The organism is Saccharothrix australiensis, from assembly GCF_003634935.1.
Taxonomy (GTDB): Bacteria; Actinomycetota; Actinomycetes; order Mycobacteriales; family Pseudonocardiaceae; genus Actinosynnema; species Actinosynnema australiense.
In genome coordinates, this window is record NZ_RBXO01000001.1 from 1,690,047 (window position 1) to 1,714,895 (window position 24,849).

27 protein-coding genes and 2 tRNA genes are annotated in these 24,849 nt (G+C 69.3%); 18 read left to right on the forward strand and 11 right to left on the reverse strand.

Going from position 1 to position 24,849, the window contains the following annotated elements; translation table 11 throughout:
* Window positions 1–146: 146 nt before the first annotated feature.
* Window positions 147–911, reverse strand: a complete 765-nt coding sequence (locus C8E97_RS07965) for a hypothetical protein (protein ID WP_121003050.1) — start codon at window positions 909–911, stop codon at window positions 147–149.
* Between the two features lie 75 nt (window positions 912–986).
* Entirely contained in the window at window positions 987–2,195 is a 1,209-nt protein-coding gene (locus C8E97_RS07970) for a GNAT family N-acetyltransferase (RefSeq protein ID WP_121003052.1), read from the reverse strand.
* Between the two features lie 87 nt (window positions 2,196–2,282).
* On the opposite strand from C8E97_RS07970, the gene C8E97_RS07975 reads away from it, so the two are divergent.
* The gene (locus C8E97_RS07975) at window positions 2,283–3,002 is read left to right on the forward strand and encodes a maleylpyruvate isomerase family mycothiol-dependent enzyme (protein WP_170211689.1); all 720 of its coding nucleotides are present in this window, start codon (window positions 2,283–2,285) and stop codon (window positions 3,000–3,002) included.
* Between the two features lie 34 nt (window positions 3,003–3,036).
* On the opposite strand, the gene C8E97_RS07980 is transcribed toward C8E97_RS07975, so the two are convergent.
* Together C8E97_RS07980 and C8E97_RS35185 are read right to left on the reverse strand one after the other, a co-directional pair.
* Window positions 3,037–3,375 carry a histidine triad nucleotide-binding protein gene (locus C8E97_RS07980; protein ID WP_121003056.1) on the reverse strand — a complete coding sequence of 113 codons (339 nt, stop codon included), beginning with the start codon at window positions 3,373–3,375 and terminating at the stop codon, window positions 3,037–3,039.
* 9 nt (window positions 3,376–3,384) lie between these two features.
* Window positions 3,385–3,606 carry an alpha/beta fold hydrolase gene (locus C8E97_RS35185; protein ID WP_211346945.1) on the reverse strand — a complete coding sequence of 74 codons (222 nt, stop codon included), beginning with the start codon at window positions 3,604–3,606 and terminating at the stop codon, window positions 3,385–3,387.
* Here C8E97_RS35185 and C8E97_RS35190 point away from each other — a divergent pair, their 5' ends adjacent.
* Both C8E97_RS35190 and C8E97_RS34010 read left to right on the forward strand, forming a co-directional pair.
* A complete protein-coding gene (locus C8E97_RS35190; protein ID WP_211346946.1) occupies window positions 3,607–4,038 on the forward strand; it encodes a tyrosine-type recombinase/integrase in 432 nt (143 codons plus the stop codon).
* A 417-nt stretch (window positions 4,039–4,455) separates the two neighbouring features.
* On the forward strand, window positions 4,456–5,409 hold the full coding sequence (locus C8E97_RS34010; protein WP_147455026.1) for a hypothetical protein: 954 nt from the start codon (window positions 4,456–4,458) through the stop codon (window positions 5,407–5,409).
* Window positions 5,410–5,758: 349 nt separating this feature from the next.
* Here C8E97_RS34010 and C8E97_RS07990 read toward each other — a convergent pair whose 3' ends face one another.
* The gene (locus C8E97_RS07990; RefSeq protein ID WP_121003058.1) at window positions 5,759–6,964 is read right to left on the reverse strand and encodes a helix-turn-helix domain-containing protein; all 1,206 of its coding nucleotides are present in this window, start codon (window positions 6,962–6,964) and stop codon (window positions 5,759–5,761) included.
* Between the two features lie 138 nt (window positions 6,965–7,102).
* Between C8E97_RS07990 and C8E97_RS07995 the strand changes: the two genes are divergently transcribed.
* Window positions 7,103–7,339 (forward strand): hypothetical protein, encoded by a 237-nt coding sequence (locus C8E97_RS07995; RefSeq protein WP_121003060.1) that lies wholly within the window; start codon window positions 7,103–7,105, stop codon window positions 7,337–7,339.
* 148 nt (window positions 7,340–7,487) lie between these two features.
* Here the strand turns inward: C8E97_RS07995 and C8E97_RS08000 are convergent, their stop codons facing one another.
* On the reverse strand, window positions 7,488–7,871 hold the full coding sequence (locus C8E97_RS08000) for a winged helix-turn-helix domain-containing protein (RefSeq protein WP_121003062.1): 384 nt from the start codon (window positions 7,869–7,871) through the stop codon (window positions 7,488–7,490).
* A 180-nt stretch (window positions 7,872–8,051) separates the two neighbouring features.
* Between C8E97_RS08000 and C8E97_RS08005 the strand changes: the two genes are divergently transcribed.
* From C8E97_RS08005 to C8E97_RS08035, 7 genes are all read left to right on the forward strand, one after another.
* Window positions 8,052–8,444: a hypothetical protein gene (locus tag C8E97_RS08005; RefSeq protein WP_246018750.1), complete on the forward strand. Its 393-nt coding sequence runs from the start codon at window positions 8,052–8,054 to the stop codon at window positions 8,442–8,444.
* 2 nt (window positions 8,445–8,446) lie between these two features.
* Complete coding sequence (locus C8E97_RS08010) at window positions 8,447–8,803, forward strand: hypothetical protein (RefSeq protein ID WP_121003065.1); 357 nt, start codon at window positions 8,447–8,449, stop codon at window positions 8,801–8,803.
* A gap of 104 nt (window positions 8,804–8,907) precedes the next feature.
* Entirely contained in the window at window positions 8,908–9,249 is a 342-nt protein-coding gene (locus C8E97_RS08015; RefSeq protein ID WP_147455027.1) for a hypothetical protein, read from the forward strand.
* A gap of 357 nt (window positions 9,250–9,606) precedes the next feature.
* On the forward strand, window positions 9,607–11,088 hold the full coding sequence (locus tag C8E97_RS08020; protein WP_121003069.1) for an FtsK/SpoIIIE domain-containing protein: 1,482 nt from the start codon (window positions 9,607–9,609) through the stop codon (window positions 11,086–11,088).
* Window positions 11,089–11,147: 59 nt separating this feature from the next.
* A complete protein-coding gene (locus C8E97_RS08025; RefSeq protein WP_170212098.1) occupies window positions 11,148–12,761 on the forward strand; it encodes a replication initiator in 1,614 nt (537 codons plus the stop codon).
* Window positions 12,762–12,775: 14 nt separating this feature from the next.
* Entirely contained in the window at window positions 12,776–12,997 is a 222-nt protein-coding gene (locus C8E97_RS08030) for an excisionase family DNA-binding protein (RefSeq protein ID WP_211346947.1), read from the forward strand.
* A complete protein-coding gene (locus tag C8E97_RS08035) occupies window positions 12,994–14,232 on the forward strand; it encodes a tyrosine-type recombinase/integrase (RefSeq protein WP_121003073.1) in 1,239 nt (412 codons plus the stop codon). The genes C8E97_RS08030 and C8E97_RS08035 overlap by 4 nt, the downstream gene beginning before the upstream one ends.
* On the opposite strand, the gene C8E97_RS08040 is transcribed toward C8E97_RS08035, so the two are convergent.
* Window positions 14,224–14,294: transfer RNA gene (locus C8E97_RS08040), tRNA-Gly, on the reverse strand. The genes C8E97_RS08035 and C8E97_RS08040 overlap by 9 nt on opposite strands.
* A gap of 62 nt (window positions 14,295–14,356) precedes the next feature.
* Between C8E97_RS08040 and C8E97_RS08045 the strand changes: the two genes are divergently transcribed.
* Window positions 14,357–14,430, forward strand: a tRNA-Pro gene (locus C8E97_RS08045).
* A 187-nt stretch (window positions 14,431–14,617) separates the two neighbouring features.
* Here the strand turns inward: C8E97_RS08045 and C8E97_RS08050 are convergent.
* Window positions 14,618–15,523 (reverse strand): LysR family transcriptional regulator, encoded by a 906-nt coding sequence (locus C8E97_RS08050; protein WP_121003075.1) that lies wholly within the window; start codon window positions 15,521–15,523, stop codon window positions 14,618–14,620.
* 18 nt (window positions 15,524–15,541) lie between these two features.
* On the opposite strand from C8E97_RS08050, the gene C8E97_RS36430 reads away from it, so the two are divergent.
* The 6 genes from C8E97_RS36430 (at window position 15,542) to C8E97_RS08075 (ending at window position 21,869) form a co-directional block, all read left to right on the forward strand.
* Complete coding sequence (locus tag C8E97_RS36430) at window positions 15,542–15,670, forward strand: hypothetical protein (protein ID WP_281275316.1); 129 nt, start codon at window positions 15,542–15,544, stop codon at window positions 15,668–15,670.
* Between the two features lie 1,355 nt (window positions 15,671–17,025).
* Complete coding sequence (tig, locus tag C8E97_RS08055) at window positions 17,026–18,402, forward strand: trigger factor (RefSeq protein WP_121003077.1); 1,377 nt, start codon at window positions 17,026–17,028, stop codon at window positions 18,400–18,402.
* Between the two features lie 126 nt (window positions 18,403–18,528).
* Window positions 18,529–19,137 carry an ATP-dependent Clp protease proteolytic subunit gene (locus C8E97_RS08060; RefSeq protein ID WP_204841890.1) on the forward strand — a complete coding sequence of 203 codons (609 nt, stop codon included), beginning with the start codon at window positions 18,529–18,531 and terminating at the stop codon, window positions 19,135–19,137.
* Between the two features lie 29 nt (window positions 19,138–19,166).
* A complete protein-coding gene (locus tag C8E97_RS08065) occupies window positions 19,167–19,793 on the forward strand; it encodes an ATP-dependent Clp protease proteolytic subunit (protein ID WP_121003079.1) in 627 nt (208 codons plus the stop codon).
* A gap of 205 nt (window positions 19,794–19,998) precedes the next feature.
* Complete coding sequence (gene clpX / locus C8E97_RS08070) at window positions 19,999–21,279, forward strand: ATP-dependent Clp protease ATP-binding subunit ClpX (RefSeq protein WP_121003081.1); 1,281 nt, start codon at window positions 19,999–20,001, stop codon at window positions 21,277–21,279.
* Between the two features lie 2 nt (window positions 21,280–21,281).
* On the forward strand, window positions 21,282–21,869 hold the full coding sequence (locus C8E97_RS08075) for an RBBP9/YdeN family alpha/beta hydrolase (protein ID WP_121003083.1): 588 nt from the start codon (window positions 21,282–21,284) through the stop codon (window positions 21,867–21,869).
* Here C8E97_RS08075 and C8E97_RS08080 read toward each other — a convergent pair.
* Genes C8E97_RS08080 through fdhD form a run of 3 tightly spaced genes read right to left on the reverse strand, consistent with a single transcriptional unit; the run spans window position 21,856 to window position 24,773 of the window.
* Complete coding sequence (locus tag C8E97_RS08080; RefSeq protein ID WP_121003085.1) at window positions 21,856–22,725, reverse strand: alpha/beta hydrolase; 870 nt, start codon at window positions 22,723–22,725, stop codon at window positions 21,856–21,858. The genes C8E97_RS08075 and C8E97_RS08080 overlap by 14 nt on opposite strands.
* Before the next feature lie 60 nt (window positions 22,726–22,785).
* Window positions 22,786–23,952 (reverse strand): CaiB/BaiF CoA transferase family protein, encoded by a 1,167-nt coding sequence (locus C8E97_RS08085; RefSeq protein ID WP_121003087.1) that lies wholly within the window; start codon window positions 23,950–23,952, stop codon window positions 22,786–22,788.
* Window positions 23,949–24,773 carry a formate dehydrogenase accessory sulfurtransferase FdhD gene (fdhD, locus tag C8E97_RS08090; RefSeq protein ID WP_121003089.1) on the reverse strand — a complete coding sequence of 275 codons (825 nt, stop codon included), beginning with the start codon at window positions 24,771–24,773 and terminating at the stop codon, window positions 23,949–23,951. Before fdhD ends, C8E97_RS08085 begins: the two co-directional genes overlap by 4 nt.
* Window positions 24,774–24,849 lie beyond the last annotated feature (76 nt).

Below are 24,849 nucleotides of genomic sequence, written 5' to 3' on the forward strand. Positions count from 1 at the left end.
CGGGCGGCAGGCCGTCCGCCCGACCAGGCCGTCGGACGCAGTGCCGTCGAACGCCGTGCCGTCGGCTGTCGTGCCGTCGGCTGTCGGATTGCCGTGCCGTTGGCTGTCGGGTGGTGGATTGCCGGGCGGTCGGCCGCCGACCGCCGTCAGATGTCGAACGCGCCGAAGTCGCCGCCCGCGCCACCCCAGTCGCCGCCGAAGTCACCGCCGCCGATGTCGCCACCCGCGTCACCACCGGCGTCGCCGGCCTCCGCGCCGTCGGCGTACCCGTCCGCGTAGGCGGCGTTCAGCGCGTCCGGCGACACGCCCGCCATGCCCGAGAACATGGCGTCGAACAGCAGGAACGTACCCACGCCCCACACGCCGGCCACGAGCGCGGGCTTCCACCACGGCTCGCTGTACCAGCCCTGCGGCACCGGGCGACCCGCCACCACGCCGCCGGGGTAGTAGTGCGGCGTGCTCGCGCCGGGTCGGGGCGACGCGGCGTAGTCGTGGCCCTCGACGGTGACCTTGCGGTCCTCCGAGACCTGCCCCGCGCGACCCTGGCCGGCGAGGTCGGGCAGCTCGGGACCGGGGTCGAGCCCCATCGCCGTGCGAGCCGCCCGGACGTAGTACAGGCCCTCCATGGCGGTCTGCGTCACCAGGCGGCACTGCTCGACGGTCCGCGCCTGCTCCATCTGCGACCCGGCCGCGGTGAACCGCTCGGACGCGTCGGCCAGCGCCTGGCTCGACGCCACGTCCGTGCCGGTCAGGTTCATCACCTGGCCGCCCAGCCGCTCCACCCAGCGCCGGGCGTCGGCCTGCGCGTCCTCCAGGGCGCGCTGCCGCGCGGCGGCGCGGGTCTTGGCCAGGTACCAGCCGCCGCCGATCACCACGACGAGCAGTACGAGCACCACGATGGTGGCGTTCACGGTCGTTCCTCCCGCCGGTGCGACAGCCTCACGCCAGGTGAACGGACCGGGGCGGGTCGGAGGTTCCCGCCGCGGTCAGAACACCTCCGGGCAATGGGGCTCGCGGTCGCCCAGGAACGCATGTGACAGGCGGTTCAGCGCACCCGGTGTGAACTCGCGCACCTGTTGGCCGCGGGCCAGCGCGGTGAGCCGCGCGCCGCCCAGGAACGCCGCGCCCAGCGCCCGGACGTCGACCGCCACGTCCGGCTCGTCGGCCACCCGGCGCACGGACGCCTCGCCGCCCTCGACGGTCAGCCGCCACCGGCCCTCGTTCCACGGGCAGAACGCGTCGTGGACGTCCAGCACCGCGTCCACGTCCGACGGGTAGCGGCGCAGCGGCAGCGCCCGGTCGACGTCCACGACCCGCGCCCACAGCGAGTCGCAACGGCTCCGCAGCGCCGAGCGGGAGTCCTCCAGCAGGTGCACGACCGGGTCGTCGGACGCGGTGAAGAACTTGACCTCGCCGATGTGGTCGAGGTCCAGCAGGTACCGGTAGAGCGCGGCGTACGCCTCGTCGGTCTCGGCGACCAGTTCGCGCACGTGCAGCTCGCCGCGTGGGCCGCGATCCGGCCAGTCGTGCTTGACCCGGTACACGGCGTAACCCCGGGAGTGCAGCACGTACCGGTAGGCGGTGAGCCCGTCGCGGTCGTGCTCCTCGTCGGCGAACTGGTGCGCCCAGTGCGCGTCGGTGCGGCTGAGCCAACCGGTGCGCCCCGGCCGTGCGCGCTCGTACAACGCCTGCATGACGGGCATCGCCTCGTCGACGGGGACCTCGCGCACCCGTTCGTCACCGGTCACCACACCGGCCCGGAACGCCGCGCCGCGCGGCACGGACAGCCGGGTGAACTCGGCGGCCATGCCGTACCCGTACCGGCCGTAGATGCCGGCTTCCGACGACCACAGGACGGCAAGCGCTTCCCGTGATTCCTCGTGCAGGCCGTGCAACTGGGCGGTCATCACCCGCGTGAGGACGCCGCGCCGGCGGTGGCCGGGCTTCACGCCGACGCTCGTCACGGCGGCGACCGGCTGGGGACCGTTGCCGGGCACCGTGATGGCGCGGGTCTGGATACCGCCGCCGCCGATCATCTCGTCGCCGTCGAACACGGCGTGGTGGCGTTCGGGCTCGAACAGGCCACGCCACCGTTCCAGGAGCTCCTCGCGGGAGTCCTGCAGGAACGCGCTGTCCACCAACCGCTGGAACGGTCGCAGCTCGTCGTGCGCCAGCGTGCGCAGGGTGAGGGTCATGATCCGTTGATACGCCGTCGGGCGCGGGGCGCGCGATCGGGTTTTGAGGGGTCGCGCGGGATGCGCGCGCTCGGACATCCTTTCCCGATGGACGCACACGCGTTGGGAAGTGCGCTGCGCGCCGAGGCGGTGGCGCTCGCGGCGGCGGCGGACCTCGTGCCGGGTGAGCGCCCGGTGCCGGGGTGCCCCGGCCTGACCGTGACCGGGCTGGTGCGGCACGTCGGTTCGGTGCACCGGTTGGTGACGAGGTGGGTCACGCGGGGCAGCCGGCCGACGGAGTGGCCGCGGGACCCGAACGGCGCCGACCCGGTGGACTGGTACCGGGTCGGCGCGGCGTCGCTGATCGCGGTGCTCAACCCCGCGCGTGCGGCGGAGCCGGCCGCGACCTGGTGCCCGTGGGACCGGACGGTCGGGTTCTGGTTGCGCCGGATGGCGCACGAGACGGCCGTGCACCGGGTCGACGCGCAGGCGGCGTCGGGTTTGGCCGCGCCGCTGGCGCCGGGGCTGGCGGCCGATGGGATCGACGAGGTGCTCCGGCTGTGGCTGGGGTGCCACCTGCCGCCGGCGGCGCACGCGGACGGGCGCGCCATCACGCTGCGCGTGCCGGGCAGGGAGTGGACGGTCGCGCTGCACGAGCAGGTGGTGGACTTCTGCCCGGACGCGGACCCCGCCGCGGTGGTGACCGGGTCGGCGTCGGCGGTCGACCTGTGGCTGTGGGGGCGCGTGCCGGACACCGAGCTGTCGATCGAGGGCGACCTGGCCGTGGCGCGTCGATTACGCACGGCGGTGGCGCGGGCGACGGGTTGAGGCCGCGGTGCGCGAGCGCGTCCGAGCGCCGCGCTCAACCGGGCGGCCAGTTCAGCCGGCGTCCGCCCAGCACGTGGCAGTGCACGTGGAACACGGTCTGGCCACCGTCGCGCCCGGTGTTGAACACCAGGCGGTAACCGTCCTCCGCGATGCCTTCCGACTTCGCGACGTGGTGCGCGGCCTGCACCACCTGCCCCGCCGTGAGCGGGTCGAGGTCCCCGGCCGCCCGGTGGTGCTCCTTCGGGATCACGAGCACGTGGGTCGGCGCCTGCGGGTCGATGTCGTGGAAGGCGAGCACGGTGTCCGTCTCGTGCACGACCCGCGCGGGGACAGCGCCCTCGACGATGCGGCAGAACAGGCAATCTGCGGTCACACGGCCATCCTAGGGCCGGTCGGCGTTCAACCGTTCCGCCAAGTCCGCGGGCAACCCGTGGCCGCCGGGCGTCAGCACGACTTCGGCGTTCGGCGACTTCCGCGCCGCGGCGACGACTTCGCGCGCGTCCTGCGCACGACTGCGTTCACCGACGATCACGACGGTCGGAGCGGTGAGGGCCGAGAGGTCCCGACGTTGCCTCCGTTCCTCACGGAGGAGGTCGAGCTGCACTTGAGCCTGTTCGTCGGTGGCGACCCGGATGACTGGGTGTTTGTGGGGCCGAAGGGCGGGCGATCGAAGCGAAGCAACTTCTGGCACCTCTGGAACACCGCTCGGGTGGCGGCCGGGATACCCGATGTCCACCTCCACGACCTCCGGCACACCGGGAACACGTTGGCGGCCGAGACGGGGGCAACGCTCCGCGAACTGATGGATCGGATGGGGCACAGCTCCACTCGTGCGGCGCTCATCTACCTCCACGCGAGGGAGGAGCGCGGGCGGAAGATCGCGGCCGGGATCGAGGCGATGGTCAAGGCCGCGAGCGGCACGGCCAAGGCGGCTACTGGCACGCGGATGGCACGGAAGATCAAGAAGGGTGGGAAGGTCGTCCACTTGGGACGAATCGCGAGGCGACTACCTGCGGCGGAAGGGGAGAGCGGGTGACGGGAATCGAACCCGCATGACCAGCTTGGAAGGTCTGGCAGCGATCAAGCCCGTGACCTGCAACCCTCCGACCTGCGCCGATGTGGTCGTACTAACCGCCAGCGTCCTCGACCGACCGCTCTTGACCGTGTGATGGGGCACGCGAGGGGCACGGCCAGTCGGGGTGGGGGCCGTGCTGATCATCGGTTGCAAACCGGGCTGTCGTCGGTCGACATGCGTTTGCAGTTTCGCCTGCTCCCTCCTCGGCGTGGAGGGCGACGGTAAGTCGAGGATGAGAGCGCTTGCTGTGCGGCCACATATAGGGGCTCGTATAGAGATCGCTTCTGGTCTAAAGTGCATAACCTGTCGAGTCTGAGGTGAGGGTTAAGGATGCTAAGACAAGCTATCGAGCTGAGGGCTCGGAGGGCAATCGAAAGAATGATTGAGGGGAAGCAGTGCGAAGACTCTTTTGTTGAGTTCAAATCAACCTGGCTAGATGACCATCGGAAAGCGGCGAGAAGAATGGCGGCATTGTGTAATGCTGCCAGGGGTGCGGAGGTGCTTTGGGTTGTTGGTGTTGATGAAAAGGGGATGTCGGTTCCCGGGGTAGATGCCAATGAGATGTCCGACTGGTGGCCACGGGTCGAAAAGTGCTTTGATGACGGCGTTGCGCCTGATATAACTACGCTTGTTTTCGATTGGTCTAGTAATGCAACCGTGTCGGTCATATATATGCGCACGGACAACGCTCCATATATCCTTAAAACTGGTCAGGAGCCGTACTCGATAGAAGTTCCTTGGCGTTCGGCTGAGAAGACTCGAAGTGCAAAGAGGTCGGAACTCTTGCAGCTTCTAGTCCCGCAGGCTCGTGCTCCAAAATGGGCTCCGATCGAAGGTGAGGCGCGCCTTCTATTCAAGCCCGAACATGAGGCATGGAATGCTCAAGGGCAAGTGACGATGCCTGATCGGTACGAGCTTAACCTTGATGCCTCGATCTTTTTTGAAGCATTTGAACCATTTTTTATACCGGACATGAGAGTATCTTCCTCTATCGTCTGGGGCGACGGTTCTGACCACATGCTCGAGGTTGACGTGATTCTCACGACCACGCGCGCTCATCGGTCGGAGCTAGGCATTGTCGTCCAAGGGGACGGTGCCATACGGGTAAACCAGGCGGCGGCGCTATCTTCCTACGCCCGGCTCAAAAGCGTTGATCCAGAACTGGCGCGACGTCTTGAGTCTGCGGCTAAATTCGAGTGGCGCATTAGTGTTGGATTGAATATTGATGGTCCGGCTATGGTTATTCCGCTCGTATATGAAAAGGAGGTCATGGAAGAAATTCATTCTAGAGGTCAAATGGTCGCGCGATGGGCTATCCGACCTCCATATTAACGGCCATGCCTCTGTGTCTCGTTGGCAAGGCGGCGGAGCCGTCGCGGCAGCCGATCGCCGCGCCCAGCCCTGCCAAGTCTGTGACCGCGCGATCGTCGGACTTTGGATGCTGGAAGCAGCTCCTGCCCAAGCGCGATACCTCTGCGTGTCGCGATCCGGCCACGTGCAGCGACTCCCGCGCGCGGCCGACGGGCGGAGCGGAGCGGGAGCCCGGCGTGCCGCGATGCGGGGAGTCGGTGCCGACGTGAGCCGGGACTGGTTGCGCGTCGCCGCAGGCGGTGCGCCTTGATCCCATAAAGCACAATTCATCAACGCGCGCAGCCGCCACCGCCGACCACGTTCGCGAGGTTCAGCGAGATGGCAGCGAGGCTCGGAAGACCGCGAGTTCTTCTTGCAGAGGCTTCGCGGCGGGGTCTCCTGGCATCAGCTCGCGGACCTTCTCCGAGAGTTCGTCGGCCAGCATCGCCAGGTGCGTTACAGACCTGCGGTCGGCGCTGAACGCCTCGTGTGCCCAGCTCGCGGACGCCTCGACGTCGCCCGAGTCCAGCGCGGCGACTGCCAAAGTCAACCTGGCCTCGCTGGCGCGCATCGGGGAGCGTTCGGTGCCGTCCGGCTTGCGGGACAGCTTCAGGACTTCACGCGCGTGTTTCGACGCCCGGTCGTTGTCGCCCACCAGGCGGTAGCAGTCCATCGCGTAGAAGTCCCACTTGGTCGGGTCGATCACGAAGTGGTTTTCCGGCCGCAGCGGGTTCTGGTGTTGCTCCAACAGCCGGTAGCCCTCGTCGAGGATTCGTTCGACCTCAGTGCGGTTTCCCATGCGCGCCTGGGCTTTCGCGGCCTGAGCGGCGAGTTGGACCACTACCGACGAACCGGGGGCGGCCTTGCTGCCGGCCTCCGTGTACTCGGCCACGGATCGCAGACGGTCCTGGGTGAGAGCGAACCAGGCGCTCATCTCGAACGACCAGGCGACGATCTCTCCGTGGCCGGACTCGCGGCCCAACTGGAAAGCCGCGGTGCGGGCGCTCTCGGCGTGACGCGGTAGGCCCAGGTCGTAGTCAACACAGCCGATCAGCAGGGTCAGCCACCCGGCGTTGACCATCAGCTCGCGGTGTTCGCGCAGGGTGGTGGGGCCGTTCAGCAGTTGGCCGACGTATTCGAGCTGTTGTTGCGCATCTCTGCGCAGGTCGTCGGCGTTCCGCCACGCGTATTCGCAGCACAGCTCCTCGGTCATCACCGAAAGTTGATCGATCGTCTCGTGTCCGACATCCGAACGATGGATCTGGCGCATGACGTCGCTGATCATCCAAGGGGCCTGGACGTCGGGGGCGGGGCCTGCTCCGCTGCTCGTGCCGCTCACGAGATGAGCCTTGATCAGCGCGCCCCTTGCCTGCAAGAGCTGGTCCAGGCGCGTCACGGTCCCTTCATCGGGGAGGAACCTGCCGCCTTCGGAACGGCTGACCTGACTCTGGCTCCATTGGGCTGCTTTCGCGAGTTCGGCCTGGCTGAGCCGTGCGGCCACACGGAGTCGGCGCAGAGCTTCGCCGAACGTCTCCACGGGCTCACCTCTCGTTCATGCGTATGCGCATGTCATGCGCGCATCGCGCATATCGTTCCCTCTGGCCACCCTAGCGCCGATAGTCCAGATGGCGGGTCATCCGACCTGCCGTCGCTATCCGTGGGAGGTGGGACAGGGATGGACGTGGTGGTGCGCCCCCGGTTCGGGGACTCCGCGCAGGTCGCAACCGATGCGGCTGGTCGCCCCAAGCTCGTCATGGACGTCGGTACCGGCACGCTGGTGATCGACCTCGACGGTGAGCCGGGGAGCGTGGAGCTGGCGGCCTGCTTCGCGGACACGCTGGCTGACGCCGCACTCGCCTTCGCGGCGCGGTGCCGGGAACTCATGGGGAGCAAGGCCACCACCTTGAGTTGAGAACGCGGTCGACAAGACGGAGGACACCGAGAAGCGGGGGCAGTCGTGAGCGAGCAGGTAACCAGCGGCACGACCGGACTGAGCGACGCCGAATGGGGCGACGTGGTCGAAGGTCTGTACCGGCTCACGCAGCGAGTAGAGGAGTTGGCTACGCGGTTGGACTTGGTCGAGAGCCGTCTTCCTGGTCCAGGCGTCGTTCAACAGCGGCCAAGCGGTCCGAAAGCTGATCAACGACACGTTCGAGCTGGTGAAGCATCGTGACCACTTGGGCACCCGAGACCGGTGCCTGGTCAGGGGTAGGTGTGCGAAGCACGAACACGCCCTTGCCCTGTCGCGCGATCACCAGCCCTTCCGATGCGAGCATCTTGATCGACTCTCGGACCGTCATCACGGCGATGCCGTGCTTCTCCGCGAGTTCGCTCATCGTGGGAAGTTGGTCGCCTGGCGCATACGTGCCTGCGGCGATCGCTCGACGCAATGCATCCGCGAGCTGTTGGTACGCAGGTCGGCCGTCCGCGGCCTCGGTCTCCATGGAGCAACTGTAACGACTGACCTAGGTGATCTGTAGATCACCTGATCGAAGTACACCAAATTGCTGAGTCATAAGGGTTATACAGCTAATATGGATGACAAGTCCCCGGTGTCGGGGCGATCCTCCAACGGTAAGAGGTGCTGAAAGATGGCCGTTCCTGCTGGTCACAGGTTTCCGATCATGTTCGATGAGTTGTTCCCACAGGGGTTTTTCGTGATCTCGGTGGAGCGGGGCAAGGACTGGGTGGACGGGAAGTCGCGGGACGCGGTGGACAAGGTGTCGGGGCGTCCGGTGTGGGTTGTGCAGGGTACGGACCCGTCCGCGAAGGGCAGGAACACCGGTCAGGTGGTGAAGATCGCCGCCGAGGTGCAGCCGGTTCCTCCGGAGGTGTTGGCGGGGACGCCGTTTCGGCCGGCGGTGTTCACGGGGTTGAAGGTGACGCCGTACGTGAAGGACGGCTGGGTGGCGTACACGGTGTGGGCGGACGAGATGGTGGCGCCGCAGCAGGCTGGTCGTCGTGGCGGGTCGTCGTCGGTGAAGGCCGAAGGCGGCACGGGACAGGTGGCGGCGTAGTCATGACTGCGGATGTGCGATTGGTGTTCGCCCCGGACATGGGTTCGCGGGTCGAGGTTGTGAAGTGGCCCGGTACGAGGTTGCACGCGTTGCGGTTGGTGCTGGGGGCCGGTCAGGCCGTGGTGCTCGCGCCGTCGGACCGTGCCGACGGTTCGGTGGAGTTGGCGACGTACCTGACGAAGGTGGCGATTCAGGCCGCGACGGTGGCTGATCTGTTGGACCCGGCGGCGGAAGCACGCATGGAGCAGGGACAGTCGTTGATCGCGATCGCCGAGGAATTGCACGCCCAGGGGCTTGGTGACGTTCTGCGGGAACACTTGGGCGAGACGGAGACGGATACGGGGAGGTACCCGCTGTGAGGAGTTCATCCCGTCTGGAGTGTCGAGCGCATAAGGAAGCAGGCATGACCACAGCGCCCGTGAGCGATCGCGTAAAGCCCGGCCTGTCCCAGGAGGAGCGGGACATGCTGGAGGACCTGCGCGCCCTGACCGCTGAACTGGTCGAGTACACGAACGCTGCCAAGGGCGGGTTTCCCGAACACGCGTTCCTGCCGGTGGACGAGTCGGCCATCGGTCACGACATGGTGGTGATCGGTCGAAGGCTTCAGGAAGTCGCTCGGCGGCACCGCCAGGAGCGCAAGCACTCGGGGGCCTGGGTGTCCTGCCCGGTCGGGGACTGCACGCTCGGTCGTGTGCCTTGCGGGGATGGTGGTGAGAAGCGCTGTGAAAGGTGTTTCGGCACCGGAAGCGTGCGTCGGGAGGATTCCGACATGAACCAGTCGAGCGGCGTCGCGCCCCGACGGTGAAAGTGCTGGATAGACCATCCGGCTGATCGACGCTGGACAGCGAACGGCGGTTGATTCGACTGCCGTGGCGATGACGCACGCGTCGCATACGGCGTGTGACGACAACTGAAGAGTTCTCAAGCCGGTGGGTGTGATCACCGGGAACAGCCTCAGTCTTGGCGGGCCTTGGTCTGTTCCCGGTGACACATCGACTGGCTTTCGCATCCGCTTTGTTGTGACACAAGGGATTCCAGTCATGTCAAGGGTATCTGTGCATGGGGGTCGGCCGTCAAGCCTGTGCTTTCACGCAACGGTGTGGAAGATCCCCAACGTGTTCGCCACCCCCGTGGTGATGCCGCAGGGCGGGGGTGTGGCCTGATGTCGCGGTGGGTTGATCCTGCTCCGTTCGAGGGTGCGCGTCCTCGGGTGCCGTGGTGGGTGTTGGTGCCGGGGAAGCTGAAGTGGTTGGCGGCGGTGCTGGCATTGGTGTGGCTGCTGGTGGTGGCCGTCGTGCGCCTGGTGCTCGTCGTGGTCCGCTACCCGGTGGCGGTGTCGGTGCCGACGATGGCGGCCTGGTGCTCGTTGCGGTTCGGCCCGTGGCCGCTACTCCTGGCGGTCCTGGCGGTGGTGGCGTCGCTGGTGATCTGGTCGGGCCTGGACCGGTCTTCGTTCGTGCGGTGGGTGTGGCTGCGGTTGGTGACGGAATGGCGGCGGGCCACGGTCTACGTCCCGCGTTGGCGGGCCACCATGCGGCTTGGCGAGCTGGCCAAGGACAGTCGCGGGCGTGAGTATCGGCCGCGTCTGCGACGGGTGCGGTCGGACGGCTGGCGGGACCGCGTCCGGGTGCGGATGATCCCGGCGCAGTCCGCGGAGATGTGGGAGCTGCGTCGTGACGGCCTGGCGCACTCGTTCGGCGCGCGGTCGTGTCGGGTTCGGGTGTTGAAGCCGCGGTTGATCGAGCTGGATTTCGTGCACCGTGACCCGCTGGCCCGTGCCCTCCCGGTGCCTCCGTTGTCCGATGACGTGGACGGTGTGGATCTCAAGCGGGTGGTGGTCGGCCGCACGGAGATCGGCAAGCCGTGGCGACTGCGGCTGCTGGGCTCTCAGGTGCTCGTGGTGGGTGTACCCGGTGCGGGCAAGGGGTCCGTGTTGTGGTCGATCGTGTGGCAGCTCGCGCCGGCGGTCCGGGCGGGCCTGGTTCGCCTGGTGGGGGTCGACCCGAAGGGTGGTATGGAGCTGGGGCAGTGTCCGGACGCGTTCGACCGGGTGGTGTACGACAACGGGCCGGACGCGGTCGTGCTGCTGGAGGAGATCGCCGCTGAGGTCAAGGAGCGCGCGTCGCGGTACCGGGGTGTGCGGCGGTTGTGGGCTCGGTCCGGCGGTGAGCCGTTCACCGTGCTGGTGGTGGACGAGCTGGCGGACCTGATCGCCTACCAGCCGGACAAGCAGCTCCGGGAGCGTGCGGCATGGGCGGTGCAGACCATCACCTCACAGGGCCGCGCACCCGGCTACGCCGTCGTGGGCCTGGTCCAGGACCCGCGCAAGGAGGTCGTCTCCTTCCGGCATCTGTTCACCACGCGGGTGGCGCTGCGGCTGGACGAGCCGCAACAGGTGGACATGGTGCTGGGCGACGGCGTGCGTCAACGCGGCGCGGCAGCGCACGAGATCAGCGAGACCACACCCGGCGTGGCGTGGTCGAAGGTCGACGGACGGCGGGAACCGGAGCGGACTCGCGCCTTCCACGTCACCGACGCCGACCTGGTGGAACTGGGGCTGTTCCTGACAGTGGACGACGCGACGGTGCACCCGTTGCCCACCCGTCCCGATCCAGGCGACACCACGGGAGGTGCGGCGGCATGAACGAGCCCACACAGGACACGACGACCGTGGTCGCGGCGGTGCCGTTGGACGTGGCGGGGATGACCTCGGCCGAGCGTGCCCGGATGCCGTTGACCCTGGACGTGGTCAAGGCGGCGGCCGAACAGCACGGCGTGTGCACCCGGCCGGTGCTGCGCGAGGTCGTGGACCGGGACACCGGCGAAGTGCGGATCGTCGGTATCCGCTGCAACGCCACCCAGGCGAGCAAGTGCCCGGCGTGCGCGGACCGTAACCGCCGCTCCCGCATGGCCCAGTGCCGGGAAGGCTGGCACCTCGACCACGAGCCGGTGGCCGAACGGCACACCCCGACCGCCGATCAGGTCGCCCTGGTGGTGCACCGGTCGGACCTGACGGCGGAGTACCGGCGGGCCGTCGCATCCGGCGAGCTGGGCGACGCCGACGATCTGCGGGAGGGCATCCGGGAGACCGACACCGACCTGAGGCGGGAGGGTGTCCGCGGTGCCCTTCCCGCCGTGGAACGACTCGCACGGACCGCTCCGGCCCGGTCCACGCGGCGACGGCAGGACACACCGAACCTGCCCCGCCGCAAGGTCGACAAGCGCACCGTCGGGCGGGAGTTCGCCGGCCGCTACCGGCCCTCCACCTTCGTCACGCTCACCCTCGACACCTACGGCAAGGTCCGCCCCGACGGCGCGCCCGTCGACCCGGACACCTATGACTACCGGCGAGCCGCCCGCGACGCGGTGCACTTCGCCTCCCTGGTCGACCGCTGGTGGCAGAACCTCCGCCGGGTGGTCGGGTACGACGCTCAGTATTTCGGCACCGTTGAACCCCAACGACGCATCACCCCACACGCCCACTTCGCCGTACGCGGCTCGATCCCGCACAAGGTCGTCCGCCAGGTCACCGCCGCCACCTACCTCCAGGTCTGGTGGCCCGACCACGACACCCCGGTCTACGGCGGCGATCGCCTGCCGGTCTGGGACATGACCAGCAAGGGCTTCGTGGACCCCGACACCACCACCCCGCTGACCCGCTGGGCCGACGCCGTGGCGGACCTGGACACGCCGGCGCACGTCGCCGTGTTCGGCCCGCAGGTGCACTCCAAAGGCATCCTGGGCGGCACCGAGGAAGCCGGACGGCACATCGGCTACCTCACCAAGTACCTGACCAAGGCCATCACCGAAGTAGTCCAGACCGACGCCTCCCCGCGCCTGATCGACCACGCGGACCGCTTGGCGGCAGAGCTGGCCGTCACGCCGTGCTCGGAGCGGTGCGCGGTCTGGCTGCTCTACGGCATCCAACCCAAGGGAGCCACCTCCCGAACTACACCGGGCCACTGCAAGGGCAAGGCACACCGACGGGACACCCTCGGCCTGCCCGGTCGGCGGGTATTGGTCTCCCGCCGCTGGTCGGGCAAGACCCTCGCCGAGCACAAGGGCGACCGCGCCGCGTTCGTCCGGGAAGCCCTGGAAGCAGCGGGCATCACCAAGCCGAACCCCGCTACGGCCCGGCTCCAATGGGCTCCGGTCCGGGCCGGTGACCCGCACGTCCCGTCACGGGTGGAACTGCTCATGCACATGATCGCCCAACGGCTCAAGTGGCGCGCCGAGTACGACCAGGCGCAAGACGTGCTCGCCCGGCTGCGGCCGGCAACCGCAGATGTTTCAGCAATGTCGCCGGCAGCGGCTTGACCAGGGGGAACACGGTGAACGACAAAGAGCACTTCAGCGTGCCCGAGGCGGCCGAGTACATGAGTACGACCGTGCGGTTCGTCCGCCGGTTGATCGCGGAGCGTCGGGTGCCGTTTCACCGGCTTGGGCGACTCATCCGGTTCAAGAAGGTGGATCTTGACGCCTTCATCGAGGCGGGACGGGTCGAGGCGTTCGACGCGGAAGCGGTCCGGTTCCGGTTTCGGAGGGCGTCGTGAGTGAGAAGCGGCGTCGGTTCGGCCGGGTGCGACGGCTGCCGTCCGGGCGGTTCCAGGCTCGATACCAGGGTCCGGACGGGAAGCAGCACCCCGCGCCCGAGACGTTCGAGCGGGAGAAGGACGCGGAACAGTGGCTCAGCACCGTTGAGACGGACATCGTCCGGGGTGACTGGACCAACCCGGACGCGGGGAAGATCGAGCTGCGAACCTACGCCGAAGCCTGGATCGGGGAGCGGGACCTGGCGGTGCGGACAGTCGAGCTGTACCGGGGACTCCTGCGGAACCACGTGGGGCCGAAGCTCGGTGACGTGATGCTGTCCGACCTCAGCCCGGCTCGGGTTCGGAGGTGGCGTAAGGAGCTGCTCGCGGACGGTGTCGGTGAGGTGACGGTGGCCAAGGCGTACCGGTTCCTGCGAGCGGTGCTGAACACGGCTTCGGCACCGGAGGAGCGGCTTCTCAAGCACAACCCGTGCACCATCAAGGGCGGCGGCAGGGAGGAGAGCCCGGAGCGGCCGACAGCGAGCCTGGATCAAGTGTTCGCGGCGGCGGATGCCATTCAGGCCAGGTACCGGCTCGTCGTGTTGTTGGCCACGTTCGGGAGCTTGCGGTTCGCCGAGATGGTGGGTCTTCGGCGGCGGGACTTCTCCCGGGTGGAAGACGGCGGTCGGACGTTTTACGTCGTCAAGGTCGACCGGCAGACGGTGCAACCGGACGCGGGGGAGTTGTTCGATGACGATCCCAAGGCCAAGGGCAAGCGGTCGGTGACGTTGCCGCCGTTCCTGACGGAGGAGATCGACCGGCATCTTGACGTGTTCGTCGGTGAGGGCTCGAACGCCTGGGTGTTCCTCGGACCGAAGGGCGGCAGGCCGAAGCGGAACAACTTCTGGAACATCTGGAACGCCGCTCGGACCGCCGCCGGGATGCCGGACGTCCACCTGCACGACCTCAGGCACACCGGCAACACGTTGGCGGCTGAAACGGGGGCGACGCTCCGCGAACTCATGGACCGGATGGGCCACAGCTCCACCCGCGCGGCCATGATCTACCTCCACGCGCGGGAGGAGCGGGGCAGGAAGATCGCGGTCGGGATCGAGGCGATGGTCAAGGCTGCGAAGGGCACGCCCAGGGCACCGAGGGGCACGCGGGGGGCACGGAAGATCAAGAAGGGTGGGAAGGTCGTCCACTTGGGACGAACCGCGAGGCGACTACCTGCGGCGGAAGGGGAGAGCGGGTGACGGGAATCGAACCCGCATGACCAGCTTGGAAGGCTGGGGCTCTACCATTGAGCTACACCCGCATCGCGCCCACCGGGGGTGGGCGCGGGGACAGCTTAGCCGGTCGCGATAGGGTGTCGGCGACCGGGGCGTGGCGCAGTTTGGTAGCGCACCCGCTTTGGGAGCGGGGGGTCGCAGGTTCAAATCCTGTCGCCCCGACGGTCGGCCTCTACCAGCGGCAACGCTGGTAGAGGCATTCCGGTCGACGGGTGCGGACGTTCGGTGACACCCCGCTCGGAGCAGTCCGCCTGAGGCTCGGCCCCACCCGTGGAAGCCCGTCCTGCCCGCCGTTCTTGAGCACACCGCGCCATGCGCGCTCAAGAACGGCCGTCCCCAGTCGCTCACCTCAGGCCGGTGTCGCCACCTGCTCGCTCACCACCTGCGCCGCCGCCGACACCAGCGCCGTCACCGACGGGTTGGTCGAGTTGTCCTGGCGCCACGCGAACTGGGTGTACACCCGGAACGGCGGCACCCAGGGCAGGCGGCACAGCCTCCCGTCGGCCAACTCCGCCGCGACCGTCACCTCGGGGACCAGCGAGATCCCCAGACCCGAGGCGACCGCGCGCTTGGCGGCGTCGATCGAATCCAGCGCCAGCACCGGCGACTTGGCCTCCGCGTCCTGGAGCCCGAGCGCCTGCTCGAACTGCTCGTAGTAGCTCGCGCCGTTCTCGGCCCGGATGAGCGTGCTCCCGCGCAGCTCGTCCTCGGTGATCACGGAACGCCTCGTGAGCGCGTGCGTGGGACCGGCGACCATGACCAGCGGCTCCGGGCACAGCACGGTCGTCTCCAACCCCTCCCGCGGCTCCACGGAGCCGATGAAGAACGTGCAGTCCAGCCTGCCGTCGCGCACGGACGCCAGGTTGGTCTGGGTGTTGCGGGAGTGCAGTGAGATCTGGACGCTCGGGTAGCGCCAGCACATGTACTCGATCAGCGGCAGCAGCCGGTAGTCGGTCAGGCTCTGCGCACTGCCGATGACCAGCTTGCCGTGCGGTTCGCCGTTCATCGTGATGGCTTTCCGCGCCTTGTCCGTCAGCGTGATGATGTTGCGCGCGAACGGCAGCAGCTCGACGCCCGCGGAGGTCATCTGGATGCCGCGCGGTAGTCGGCGGAACAACGGCACGCCGAGGGTTTCCTCAAGTGCCTTGATCCGGGTGGTGATGGTGGGTTGCGAGCAATTCAGCGTGGCGGCTGCCTTGGTGAAACTGCCCGTTTGAACCACAGTTGTGAACGCCAAAAGCTGACGCGTCTCCATGGAGCTCCCCAACGGTGCGTGACAGTGATCCACGAGCGGCCGGTGCAGGACGGCCTCGTGGGTTTCGTTGCGTGGCGGCAGTCGACCTGGTCGCGCCGGGTGACCGGGCGCGACCGGGTGCTGATCAACATCGCCGCTCGACCGTGAGGGGCGGTACCCGATGGACTCGTGTTCCTCCCACGACCAGACCGGGGTCGACGCGGTGCGGTGCAGAGCCGGCGTCGGGGGCGGGCCGTGGCTTACTGTTCGGCAGCGGCGGAATGGCTCTCATCGGGTCATCGGCACCTTGTCTGGTAGGTGGTGAAAGAGCTCGATGACATTGTTTCGCTCGTTCCTCTGGTCCCGGTTGCCGGTGACGTCCGCTGCTGACCCCCCAGAACGTCCGGCAACGTGAATTATTTCGTGGTCCAGTGATGCGGGTCCGGCCGTCACGCTACCTGAAACCCACACTAATGGACTACGGCGAGTGGAGTCATCTCGACACGTGAAAACTTTCCGTCGCGCGCTGCTCCGAACGGACGCCGTTCACCCTATCCGGGCAACCTCCCCTCCCTTGCGGTCGCAGACAGTAGGTCGTCGCTACGACATCCGTGTTACAGGAGAGTGTGTCGACTGCGGTCGGTGATCGGGTGTCCCTTCGCGTGGGCAACCTCTCGCATCACTCGAACGGCCTAGTCAAACGGGCCTCCGGTGGGCCGTTCGGTGGTATGTGGGCCGCCGTTCCGGCGTGTTGCCGGGCCGACGTGTGAACGGCCTTCCCGCCCGGTTTTCCGCACTGGTGCGGACAAGGGTCCGCGGGCGCGGCCGGTGCCGGCCTCCGCGCGGCCAGGCCCCGCGCCGCGCCGGCCGATCCGGGCGCGGGCCTCGGGTGACCGCCGCCGGTCCGTCGCGGCTCCTCGGTCGAGTGAAATGTGAAAACCTTGCAAAAAATGGCGATTACGCCGAACGCCGAACTGCCGCCCGCCCCGCCGAAAATGGTCGCGACCCCGCCATGCGTCATCTGTCCACAATGCGACCGGGCGTCGCGCGGATCCGGCAGCCCCCGCAAGACCAAAGCGATGAGGAATCATTTTCTCGCGCGCTGCTCCTCGCCCACCCCTCTTCACCGTCGTGCGCGGAGCACCTCGTGCCCGCCACGCGCCGCCGTGCCACGTGCGGGCAGCGGTACCCCCGAGCCGGTGAATCCCACGCGCCCGAACCGATTCCGAGCACCGCGCGGGAAGCCGCAGCGCGCACGACACGCCCGAGGGCGCGGACCCACGCCATCCCACCGCCACCGGCACGACACCGCCGCGACACGGCGACGACCTCGCCGCGACACGGGCGCGACCACGCCGAACCGACCCCGCGGCCGCGTCGCCGTCCACGACCGCCCCCGCGGGCGATTACGGGGTGCCGCCCGCCCCGCCCCGGCCCACCGCCTAGACTCAAGCGGAATCCCGGCGCCCGGCAGAGCGTTTCCGGGGTGTTCCGCACGTCCTGCCCGTTACGAGGAGACCACGTTGAAGAGCACCGTCGAGCACCTGAGCCCGACGCGGGTCCGGATCAACGTCGAGGTGCCGTTCGACGAGCTCAAGTCGGACTTCGACCGCGCCTACCGCAAGCTGGCCAAGCAGGTCCGCATCCCCGGCTTCCGCCCCGGCAAGGCGCCGGCCCGCGTGCTGGAGAGCCGCATCGGCCGCGCGCCCGTCCTGGACGAGGTCGTCCAGGAAGCCATCCCGGCCAAGTACCTGGAGGCGGTCAGCTCCGGCGAGATCCGCACCCTCGGCCGCCCGGACTTCGAGGTCACGAAGATCGAGGACGGCGAGTCGCTGGCGTTCACCGCCGAGGTCGACGTCCGCCCCGAGATCACCGTGCCCGCGTTCGGCGAGCTGTCGGTGAGCGTGGACGAGCAGGAGGTCACCGACGACGACGTGGCCACCCAGCTCGACGAGCTGCGCGCCCGGTTCGGCACCCTGACCGGCGTCCAGCGGCCCGCCCAGCAGGGCGACTTCGTCATCGTCGACCTGTCGGCCACCGTCGACGGCGAGGAGGTCGAGGAGGCCAAGACCACCGGCCTGTCCTACGAGATCGGCTCCGGGCAGCTCGTCGAGGGCATCGACGAGGCCCTGGTCGGCACGTCCGAGGGCGAGTCGAAGACCTTCACCACCACCCTGGTGGCGGGTGAGCACGCCGGCCGCGAGGCCGAGGTCACCGTCGTCGTGAACTCCGTCAAGGAGCGCCAGCTCCCCGGCCTCGACGACGAGTTCGCCCAGCTGGCCAGCGAGTTCGACACGCTGGACGAGCTGAAGGACGACCTGCGGACCCGCCTCGGCCGGGTGAAGAAGATGCAGCAGGGCGTGCAGGCCCGCGACAAGGTGCTGGAGGCGCTGCTGGCCTCCGTCGAGGTGCCGCTGCCCGAGGCCGTCGTCCAGGGCGAGGTGGAGGCCCGTGCGCACGACGCGGTGCACGCCTTCGACCACGACGAGAACAAGTTCGCCGAGTGGCTGACCGAGCAGGGCCAGACCAAGGAGGAGTTCGACACCGAGGTGCGCAGCGCCGCCGAGCAGGCGGTCAAGACGCAGCTGGTGCTGGACGCCATCGCGGACGCCGAGCAGGTCAGCGTCTCCGACGCGGAGCTGACCGAGCGGATCATCTACCAGGCGCAGCGGTTCGGCATCAGCCCGGACGAGTACGTCAAGCGCGCCCAGCAGTCCGGCCAGCTCGGCGCGATCTTCGCCGACGTGCGGCGGGGCAAGGCGCTGGCCTCCGTCGTGCGCCAGGCCACCGTCACGGACGCGGCGGGCAACGCGCTCGACCTGGACGAGCTGTTCGGCGAGGCCAAGCCGGCCGACGAGGCGAAGTCCACTGAGGAATCGGCGGCCGAGCCGACGGCGTGAGGCCGTCGAGGCTCCACCGGAGTTGAAGCCCTGAGCGAACGCGGGCGGTGTCGGGAAGGCGACGCCGCCCGCCTTCGTTAAGGTCGTTGCTACGAGACTCTTTTCGGCAAAGTTAGGCAGGCAGACGTGACGCAGCACTTCTTCCCGACGCCCGAGATGCGGTCGGCCACGGGGATGAACCTCAACGACTCGGTCTACGAGCGCCTGCTCCGCGAGCGGATCATCGTGCTGGGGTCGCAGGTCGAAGAGGGCATCGCCAACCAGATCACCGCGCAGCTGCTCCTCCTCGCGGCGGAGGACCCCGAGAAGGACATCACCCTCTACATCAACTCGCCCGGCGGCTCGGTGACGGCGGGCATGGCGATCTTCGACACGATGCAGCTCATCGAGCCCGACGTGGCGACCTACGCGATGGGGCTGGCGGCGTCGATGGGCCAGTTCCTGCTGTCCGCGGGCACGCCCGGCAAGCGGCACGCCCTGCCGCACGCCCGGATCCTGATGCACCAGCCCTCGGCGGGCGTCGGCGGCACGGCGGCCGACATCGCGATCCAGGCGGACATGCTGACCCGGACCAAGCAGGAGATGGCCGAGCTGATCGCGCAGCACACCGGTCAGCCGGTCGAGCGCATCATCGCCGACTCGGACCGCGACCGCTGGTTCACCGCCCAGGAGGCCCTGGAGTACGGCTTCGTGGACAAGGTGATCACCCGCGCCAGCCAGGCGAACACCAACTGACCGGGCAGCACAGGACCAGGAGAGAACCAGTGAGCCAGTTCCACGCGCCGCAGTCCCGGTACGTGCTCCCCTCGTTCGTCGAGCGCACCAGCTACGGCATCAAGGAGTCCAACCCGTACAACAAGCTGTTCGAGGAGCGCATCATCTTCCTCGGCGTGCAGGTGGACGACGCGTCGGCCAACGACGTGATGGCCCAGCTGCTCGTGCTGGAGTCGGAGGACCCGGACCGCGACATCCTGATGTACATCAACTCGCCGGGTGGCTCGTTCACCTCGCTGATGGCCATCTACGACACCATGCAGTTCGTCCGCCCGGACATCCAGACCTACTGCCTGGGCCAGGCGGCCTCCGCGGCGGCGGTCCTGCTGGCGGCGGGCACGCCGGGCAAGCGCCACGCGCTGCCCAACTCGCGCATCCTGATCCACCAGCCGGCCACCGAGGGCGTCTACGGGCAGGTCTCCGACCTGGAGATCCAGTCCAACGAGATCCAGCGGGTGCGCAGGCTGCTGGAGACCACGCTGGCCAAGCACACCAGCAAGAGCGCCGAGCAGGTGCGCACCGACATCGAGCGCGACAAGATCCTGACCGCCGAAGAGGCCAAGGACTACGGCATCGTGGACCTCGTCCTGCCGTACCGGAAGCTGTCGGCGAAGTAACGCGCCGTGACGCCCGACACGCCGAACCGACCAGGGGTCCTGCCCGGTTCGGCGTGTCGGGGGCACGCTGGTCCTCCCGCACATGCGGGTGGGACAGGTACCGTCGAGGGGAACGGGCGGACACCGCACCCAGCGGGTGGATGCCAACCAGCAGTCAGGCGCACTTCACCAGGTCGTGCGCCGGAGGGGACAGAGGTCAGCGGTCATGGCGCGTATCGGTGACGGCGGCGACCTGCTGAAGTGCTCTTTCTGCGGCAAGAGCCAGAAGCAGGTGAAAAAACTCATCGCCGGCCCCGGTGTCTACATCTGCGATGAGTGCATCGACCTCTGCAACGAGATCATCGAGGAAGAGCTCGCGGAGGCCGGCGACGTCAAGCTCGACGAGCTGCCCAAGCCCGCCGAGATCCACGAGTTCCTCGACCAGTACGTGATCGGCCAGAACGAGGCCAAGCGGACGCTCTCGGTGGCGGTCTACAACCACTACAAGCGCATCCAGGCGGGCGACCGCGGGCGTGAGGGGCGCGACGACGGCGTGGAACTCGCCAAGTCGAACATCCTGATGCTCGGCCCGACCGGGTGCGGCAAGACCTACCTGGCCCAGACCCTCGCGAAGATGCTGAACGTGCCGTTCGCGATCGCGGACGCCACGGCGCTGACCGAGGCGGGCTACGTGGGCGAGGATGTGGAGAACATCCTGCTCAAGCTGATCCAGGCGGCGGACTACGACGTCAAGCGCGCCGAGACCGGCATCATCTACATCGACGAGGTCGACAAGATCGCTCGAAAGAGTGAAAACCCGTCGATCACGCGGGACGTGTCCGGCGAGGGCGTGCAGCAGGCGCTGCTGAAGATACTGGAGGGCACGACGGCCTCCGTGCCGCCACAGGGCGGGCGCAAGCACCCGCACCAGGAGTTCATCCAGATCGACACGACGAACGTGCTGTTCATCGTGGCGGGCGCGTTCGCGGGCCTGGAGAAGATCATCCAGGACCGGGTCGGCAAGCGCGGCCTCGGCTTCGGCGCCGAGGTGCGCACCAAGGCCGAGGTGGACGCGGCGGACTACTTCGCCGAGTCGATGCCCGAGGACCTGATCAAGTTCGGCCTGATCCCGGAGTTCATCGGCCGGTTGCCGATGGTCGCCAGCGTCACGAACCTGGACAAGGAATCCCTGGTCCGCATCCTCACCGAGCCGAAGAACGCCCTGGTCAAGCAGTACCAGAAGCTCTTCGAGATGGACGGCGTCGAGCTGGAGTTCACCAAGACCGCGATGGAGGCGGTGGCCGACCAGGCGATCCTGCGGGGCACCGGCGCGCGCGGCCTGCGGGCGATCATGGAGGAGGTCCTGCTGCCGGTGATGTACGACATCCCGAGCCGCACGGACGTCGCCAAGGTCGTCATCACCGAGCAGACGGTGAAGGAGAACGTGAACCCGACGATCGTGGCCCGGCAGCCGTCCCGCCGGGAGCGCCGCGAGAAGTCGGCCTGACGTTGTCCCTGCCCTACGCGCTGCTCCTGCACGGCCTGGGCGGTTCCGGGCCGACGCACTGGCAGAACTGGCTGGCAGGCGAACTCGCCCACCACGGTGGGCAGGTCGACCTGCCGCAGTTCACCCTCCCGGACGCGCCGCGGCTCGACGTCTGGCTCGCCGAGCTGCGGGACCACCTCGCCGCCGCACCTACCTCACCCGAACGGGTGGTGGTCGCGCACTCCCTCGCGGGTCTGCTGTGGCTGCACCACGCGGCGGGCGAGTTCGACGAGGCGCTGCGCGTGGACCGGGTGCTGCTGGTCGCGCCGCCGAGCCCGCGGCACGCCGGGGAACCGCTGATCAGCGAGTTCCTGGACGTGCCGCTGGACCCGGCGGCGCTGCGCCGGGCCGCCGGGTCGACGCGCCTGGTGATGGGCGAGGGCGACCCGTACTGCACGCTGGAGCAGGGCAAGGAGCTCGCCGAGGCGCTGCGCGTCGACGTGGACGTCATCGTCGGCGGCGCGCACCTGAACGCGGCCGCGGGCTACGGCTCGTGGGGCGCGGTGCTGAAGTGGGTGCGCAGCGACCGGACGCCGCTCACGCCGCGGTGACGCGCCGGCCGAGGAAGCGGATCACGTCGGGGACGACCTTGCGGTAGAAGACGTCGTCGTGACCACCGGGCGTGATCGCGGCGACGGCGGGCTTCGCCGCGGCGATGAACTTCCGGGTCCCCTCGACGAACCGGTCGCGGTCGCCGACCCACACCCCGAGCGGCACGCCGCGCAGCGCGTCGGGGTGCCGGAGCGGGTCCAGCGCCGCCCACTGCTCCTCGTCCGCGAACGCCCTCCGCTTCGCCATCTCCGGCCACGACGTGAGCAGCGCGGGCGCGATCGCGGCGACGGCACCCGTCGGCTCGCGGCGCTCCGCGCGCCGACGGGCGTACAGCAGGGCCCCGAACCCGCCCATCGACACCCCCGTGCACGCGAACGGGGCCGGGTGGCCGCGTTCGGCGAGCCACCGGGGCACCTCGTCGAGCAGCATCCCCAGCGGGTCGTCGCCGGGCACGTTCTCGTGCCAGTAGTGGTCGCCGCCGTCCACGGCCACGAACCCGAACGGCGGGGCCGCGCCGCGGGCGACGGCCGAGACCAGCACGTCGGGCATGCCGCCGACGGCCGCCTGGCGGGCGTTGCCGTGCAGCCCGTGCAGCAGCAGCGACACGGGCAGGCCCTCGGCGGGCACACCCGGCGGGAGGATCGTCACGAGGTCAACCCCACGGCCGCGCAGGCGGGAGTAGACGCGCTCCACCCGCACCACGGGCCGCTTGGCGACGGGCACGGGCCCGGCGACGCCCAGCACGCGGCGCAGCGCCTCCCCGACCGGCGCGTGGCCGTGCAGCGCCACCGCCGAGCCGGTGACGGCCAGCCCGGTCGCGCCGAGCGCGCCGAGCAGCGTCCGCCTGCTGACCATCTCCCCCTCCAGCGGATGTCCCCCGACGTCCCAACGCGGGCGACCGGTCGGGAGTTCCGCCTAGACCGCGCCCCGCGCCCGCAGTTCCGCGATCTCCTCCGGGGTGTAACCGAGCGTCACCAGCACGTGGTCGGTGTCCGCGCCGTGGGACGGCACCGCGCCGGGCGTCCAGCCCCACGCGGAGGAGTCCACGGGCGGGCGCAGCACGGTCGCCTCGCCGCCGGGCACGGCGACCCGCGCCCAGCGGTCGCGTGCGGCGAGCTGCGGGTGCGCGGGCAGCTCGGCGACACCGCGGGTGCGGGCGGCGGGCACGTCGGCCGCGTCCAGCGCGGCCAGCAGGTCGGCGGCGGACCAGGCGGTGAAGTCCAGCTCGGCGTGCAGCTCGGCGCGGTGCGCGACCCGCGAGGCGACGCTGCCGAACCGCGGGTCGTCGGCCAGCGCGGGCCTGCCCAGCAGGGCGCACAGCCGCCGCCATTGCGGGTCGTTCTGCACCGCCAAGTGCACCGCGCCGTCCCGGCACGGGAACGGACCGTAAGGCGCGATGCTGGGGTGGTGCGCGCCGGTGCGCGGCGCGGCGCGGCCCGTGCCCGCCGCGTACAGCAGGGGCTGGTGCATCCACTCGGCCAGCGCCTCGAACAGCGACAGCCGCAGCGTCGCGCCCTCTCCCGTCCGCGCGCGGTGCAGCAGGGCGGCCAGCACGGCGGAGTGCAGCTGCACCCCGGCGGCGATGTCGGCCACCGAGATGCCGGCGCGGGCCGTGACGTCGCCCTCGCCGGTCAGCTCCACCAGGCCCGCCTCGGACTGCACCAGCGCGTCGAACGCCTTGCGCCCGGTGTAGGGCCCGCCCTCGCCGTACCCGGACAGCTCGCCGACCACCAGCGCGGGGCGCCGCGCCCGCAGCGCGTCGGCGTCCACGCCCGCGCGCCGCGCCGCGGCGGGCGACAGGTTGCACAGCACGACGTCGGCCCGCGCGACCAGCCGGTCGAGCACCGGGCGGCCGGCGGGGTTCTTCAGGTCGAGGGTCAGCGACTCCTTGCCGACGTTGGTCCACGCGAAGTACGAGGACACCTCGCCGCACGCGTGGTCGTAGTGGCGGGCGAAGTCGCCGCCGTCGGGGCGCTCGACCTTGACCACGCGCGCGCCGAGGTCGGCCAGCAGGCGGGTCGCGTAGGGCACGGCGACGGCTTGTTCGAGGCTGACGACCAGCACTCCGTCCAGGGGTCTCAAGCGACGACCCGCTCCGCGCCCGCGTAGACGTTCATCGAGTCGCCGCGCAGGAAGCCGACCAGCGTGACGCCCTGCTCCACGGCCAGCTCGACGGCCAGCGACGAGGGCGCGGACACGGCCGCGAGCACCGGCACGCCCGCCATCGCCGCCTTCTGCACCAGCTCGAACGACGCCCGGCCGGACACCACCAGCACGGTCCCGGTCAGCGGCACGCGGTCCTGGAGCACCGCCCAGCCCAGCACCTTGTCCACGGCGTTGTGCCGCCCCACGTCCTCCCGCACCACCAGCGCGTCACCCGATGCGGTGAAAAGTCCGGCCGCGTGCAGGCCGCCGGTGGACGCGAACACCTTCTGCCTGGCGCGCAGCGCGTCCGGCAGGCCGGCGAGCACGTCCACGTCGACGCGCACCGCGTCCTCGGCGGGGGAGTGGCGGGTCTTGAGCTTGACCGCGTCCAGCGCCGCCTTGCCGCACACCCCGCAGGACGAGGTGGTGTAGAAGTTGCGCTCCACGCTCGCGTCGGGCGGCGGCACGTGGTCGGCCAGCGCCACGTCGAGCACGTTGTAGGTGTTCAGCCCGTCGGGGCCGGCCCCCGCGCAGAACCGGGCGGCGGCGATGTCGCGCAGGCCGCCGATCACGCCCTCGCCGAGCAGGAAGCCGTGCGCGAGCTCCACGTCGTGACCGGGCGTCCGCATGGTCACGGTCAGCGCCGAACCGCTCACCCGCAGTTCCAACGGTTCCTCGGCGGCCAGCACGTCGACGCGCGTCCGGCGCGTTCGGCGCGAATACGTGACCACTGGGCGACGGACGGTCACTCGCCCCATCGTGGAACTCCTTCTCGACACTAGGTTCCGTGTCTGTCTGCGCGGGTCGGTCCCGACCAGGTTACGGAGGTGGCGG

What these genes read in the sequence shown, in the direction of transcription:
- fdhD (WP_121003089.1), bottom strand. Translation starts at nt 24,773, where the DNA reads ATGGGGCGAGTGACCGTCCGTCGCCCAGTGGTCACGTATTCGCGCCGA.
- C8E97_RS07970 (WP_121003052.1), bottom strand. Translation starts at nt 2,195, where the DNA reads ATGACCCTCACCCTGCGCACGCTGGCGCACGACGAGCTGCGACCGTTC.
- C8E97_RS07995 (WP_121003060.1), top strand. Translation starts at nt 7,103, where the DNA reads ATGGACGTGGTGGTGCGCCCCCGGTTCGGGGACTCCGCGCAGGTCGCA.
- clpX (WP_121003081.1), top strand. Translation starts at nt 19,999, where the DNA reads ATGGCGCGTATCGGTGACGGCGGCGACCTGCTGAAGTGCTCTTTCTGC.
- C8E97_RS08005 (WP_246018750.1), top strand. Translation starts at nt 8,052, where the DNA reads ATGTTCGATGAGTTGTTCCCACAGGGGTTTTTCGTGATCTCGGTGGAG.
- C8E97_RS08080 (WP_121003085.1), bottom strand. Translation starts at nt 22,725, where the DNA reads ATGGTCAGCAGGCGGACGCTGCTCGGCGCGCTCGGCGCGACCGGGCTG.
- C8E97_RS08010 (WP_121003065.1), top strand. Translation starts at nt 8,447, where the DNA reads ATGACTGCGGATGTGCGATTGGTGTTCGCCCCGGACATGGGTTCGCGG.
- C8E97_RS08015 (WP_147455027.1), top strand. Translation starts at nt 8,908, where the DNA reads ATGCTGGAGGACCTGCGCGCCCTGACCGCTGAACTGGTCGAGTACACG.
- C8E97_RS08025 (WP_170212098.1), top strand. Translation starts at nt 11,148, where the DNA reads ATGACCTCGGCCGAGCGTGCCCGGATGCCGTTGACCCTGGACGTGGTC.
- C8E97_RS08000 (WP_121003062.1), bottom strand. Translation starts at nt 7,871, where the DNA reads ATGGAGACCGAGGCCGCGGACGGCCGACCTGCGTACCAACAGCTCGCG.
- C8E97_RS08050 (WP_121003075.1), bottom strand. Translation starts at nt 15,523, where the DNA reads ATGGAGACGCGTCAGCTTTTGGCGTTCACAACTGTGGTTCAAACGGGC.
- C8E97_RS34010 (WP_147455026.1), top strand. Translation starts at nt 4,456, where the DNA reads ATGATTGAGGGGAAGCAGTGCGAAGACTCTTTTGTTGAGTTCAAATCA.
- C8E97_RS07975 (WP_170211689.1), top strand. Translation starts at nt 2,283, where the DNA reads ATGGACGCACACGCGTTGGGAAGTGCGCTGCGCGCCGAGGCGGTGGCG.
- C8E97_RS08020 (WP_121003069.1), top strand. Translation starts at nt 9,607, where the DNA reads ATGTCGCGGTGGGTTGATCCTGCTCCGTTCGAGGGTGCGCGTCCTCGG.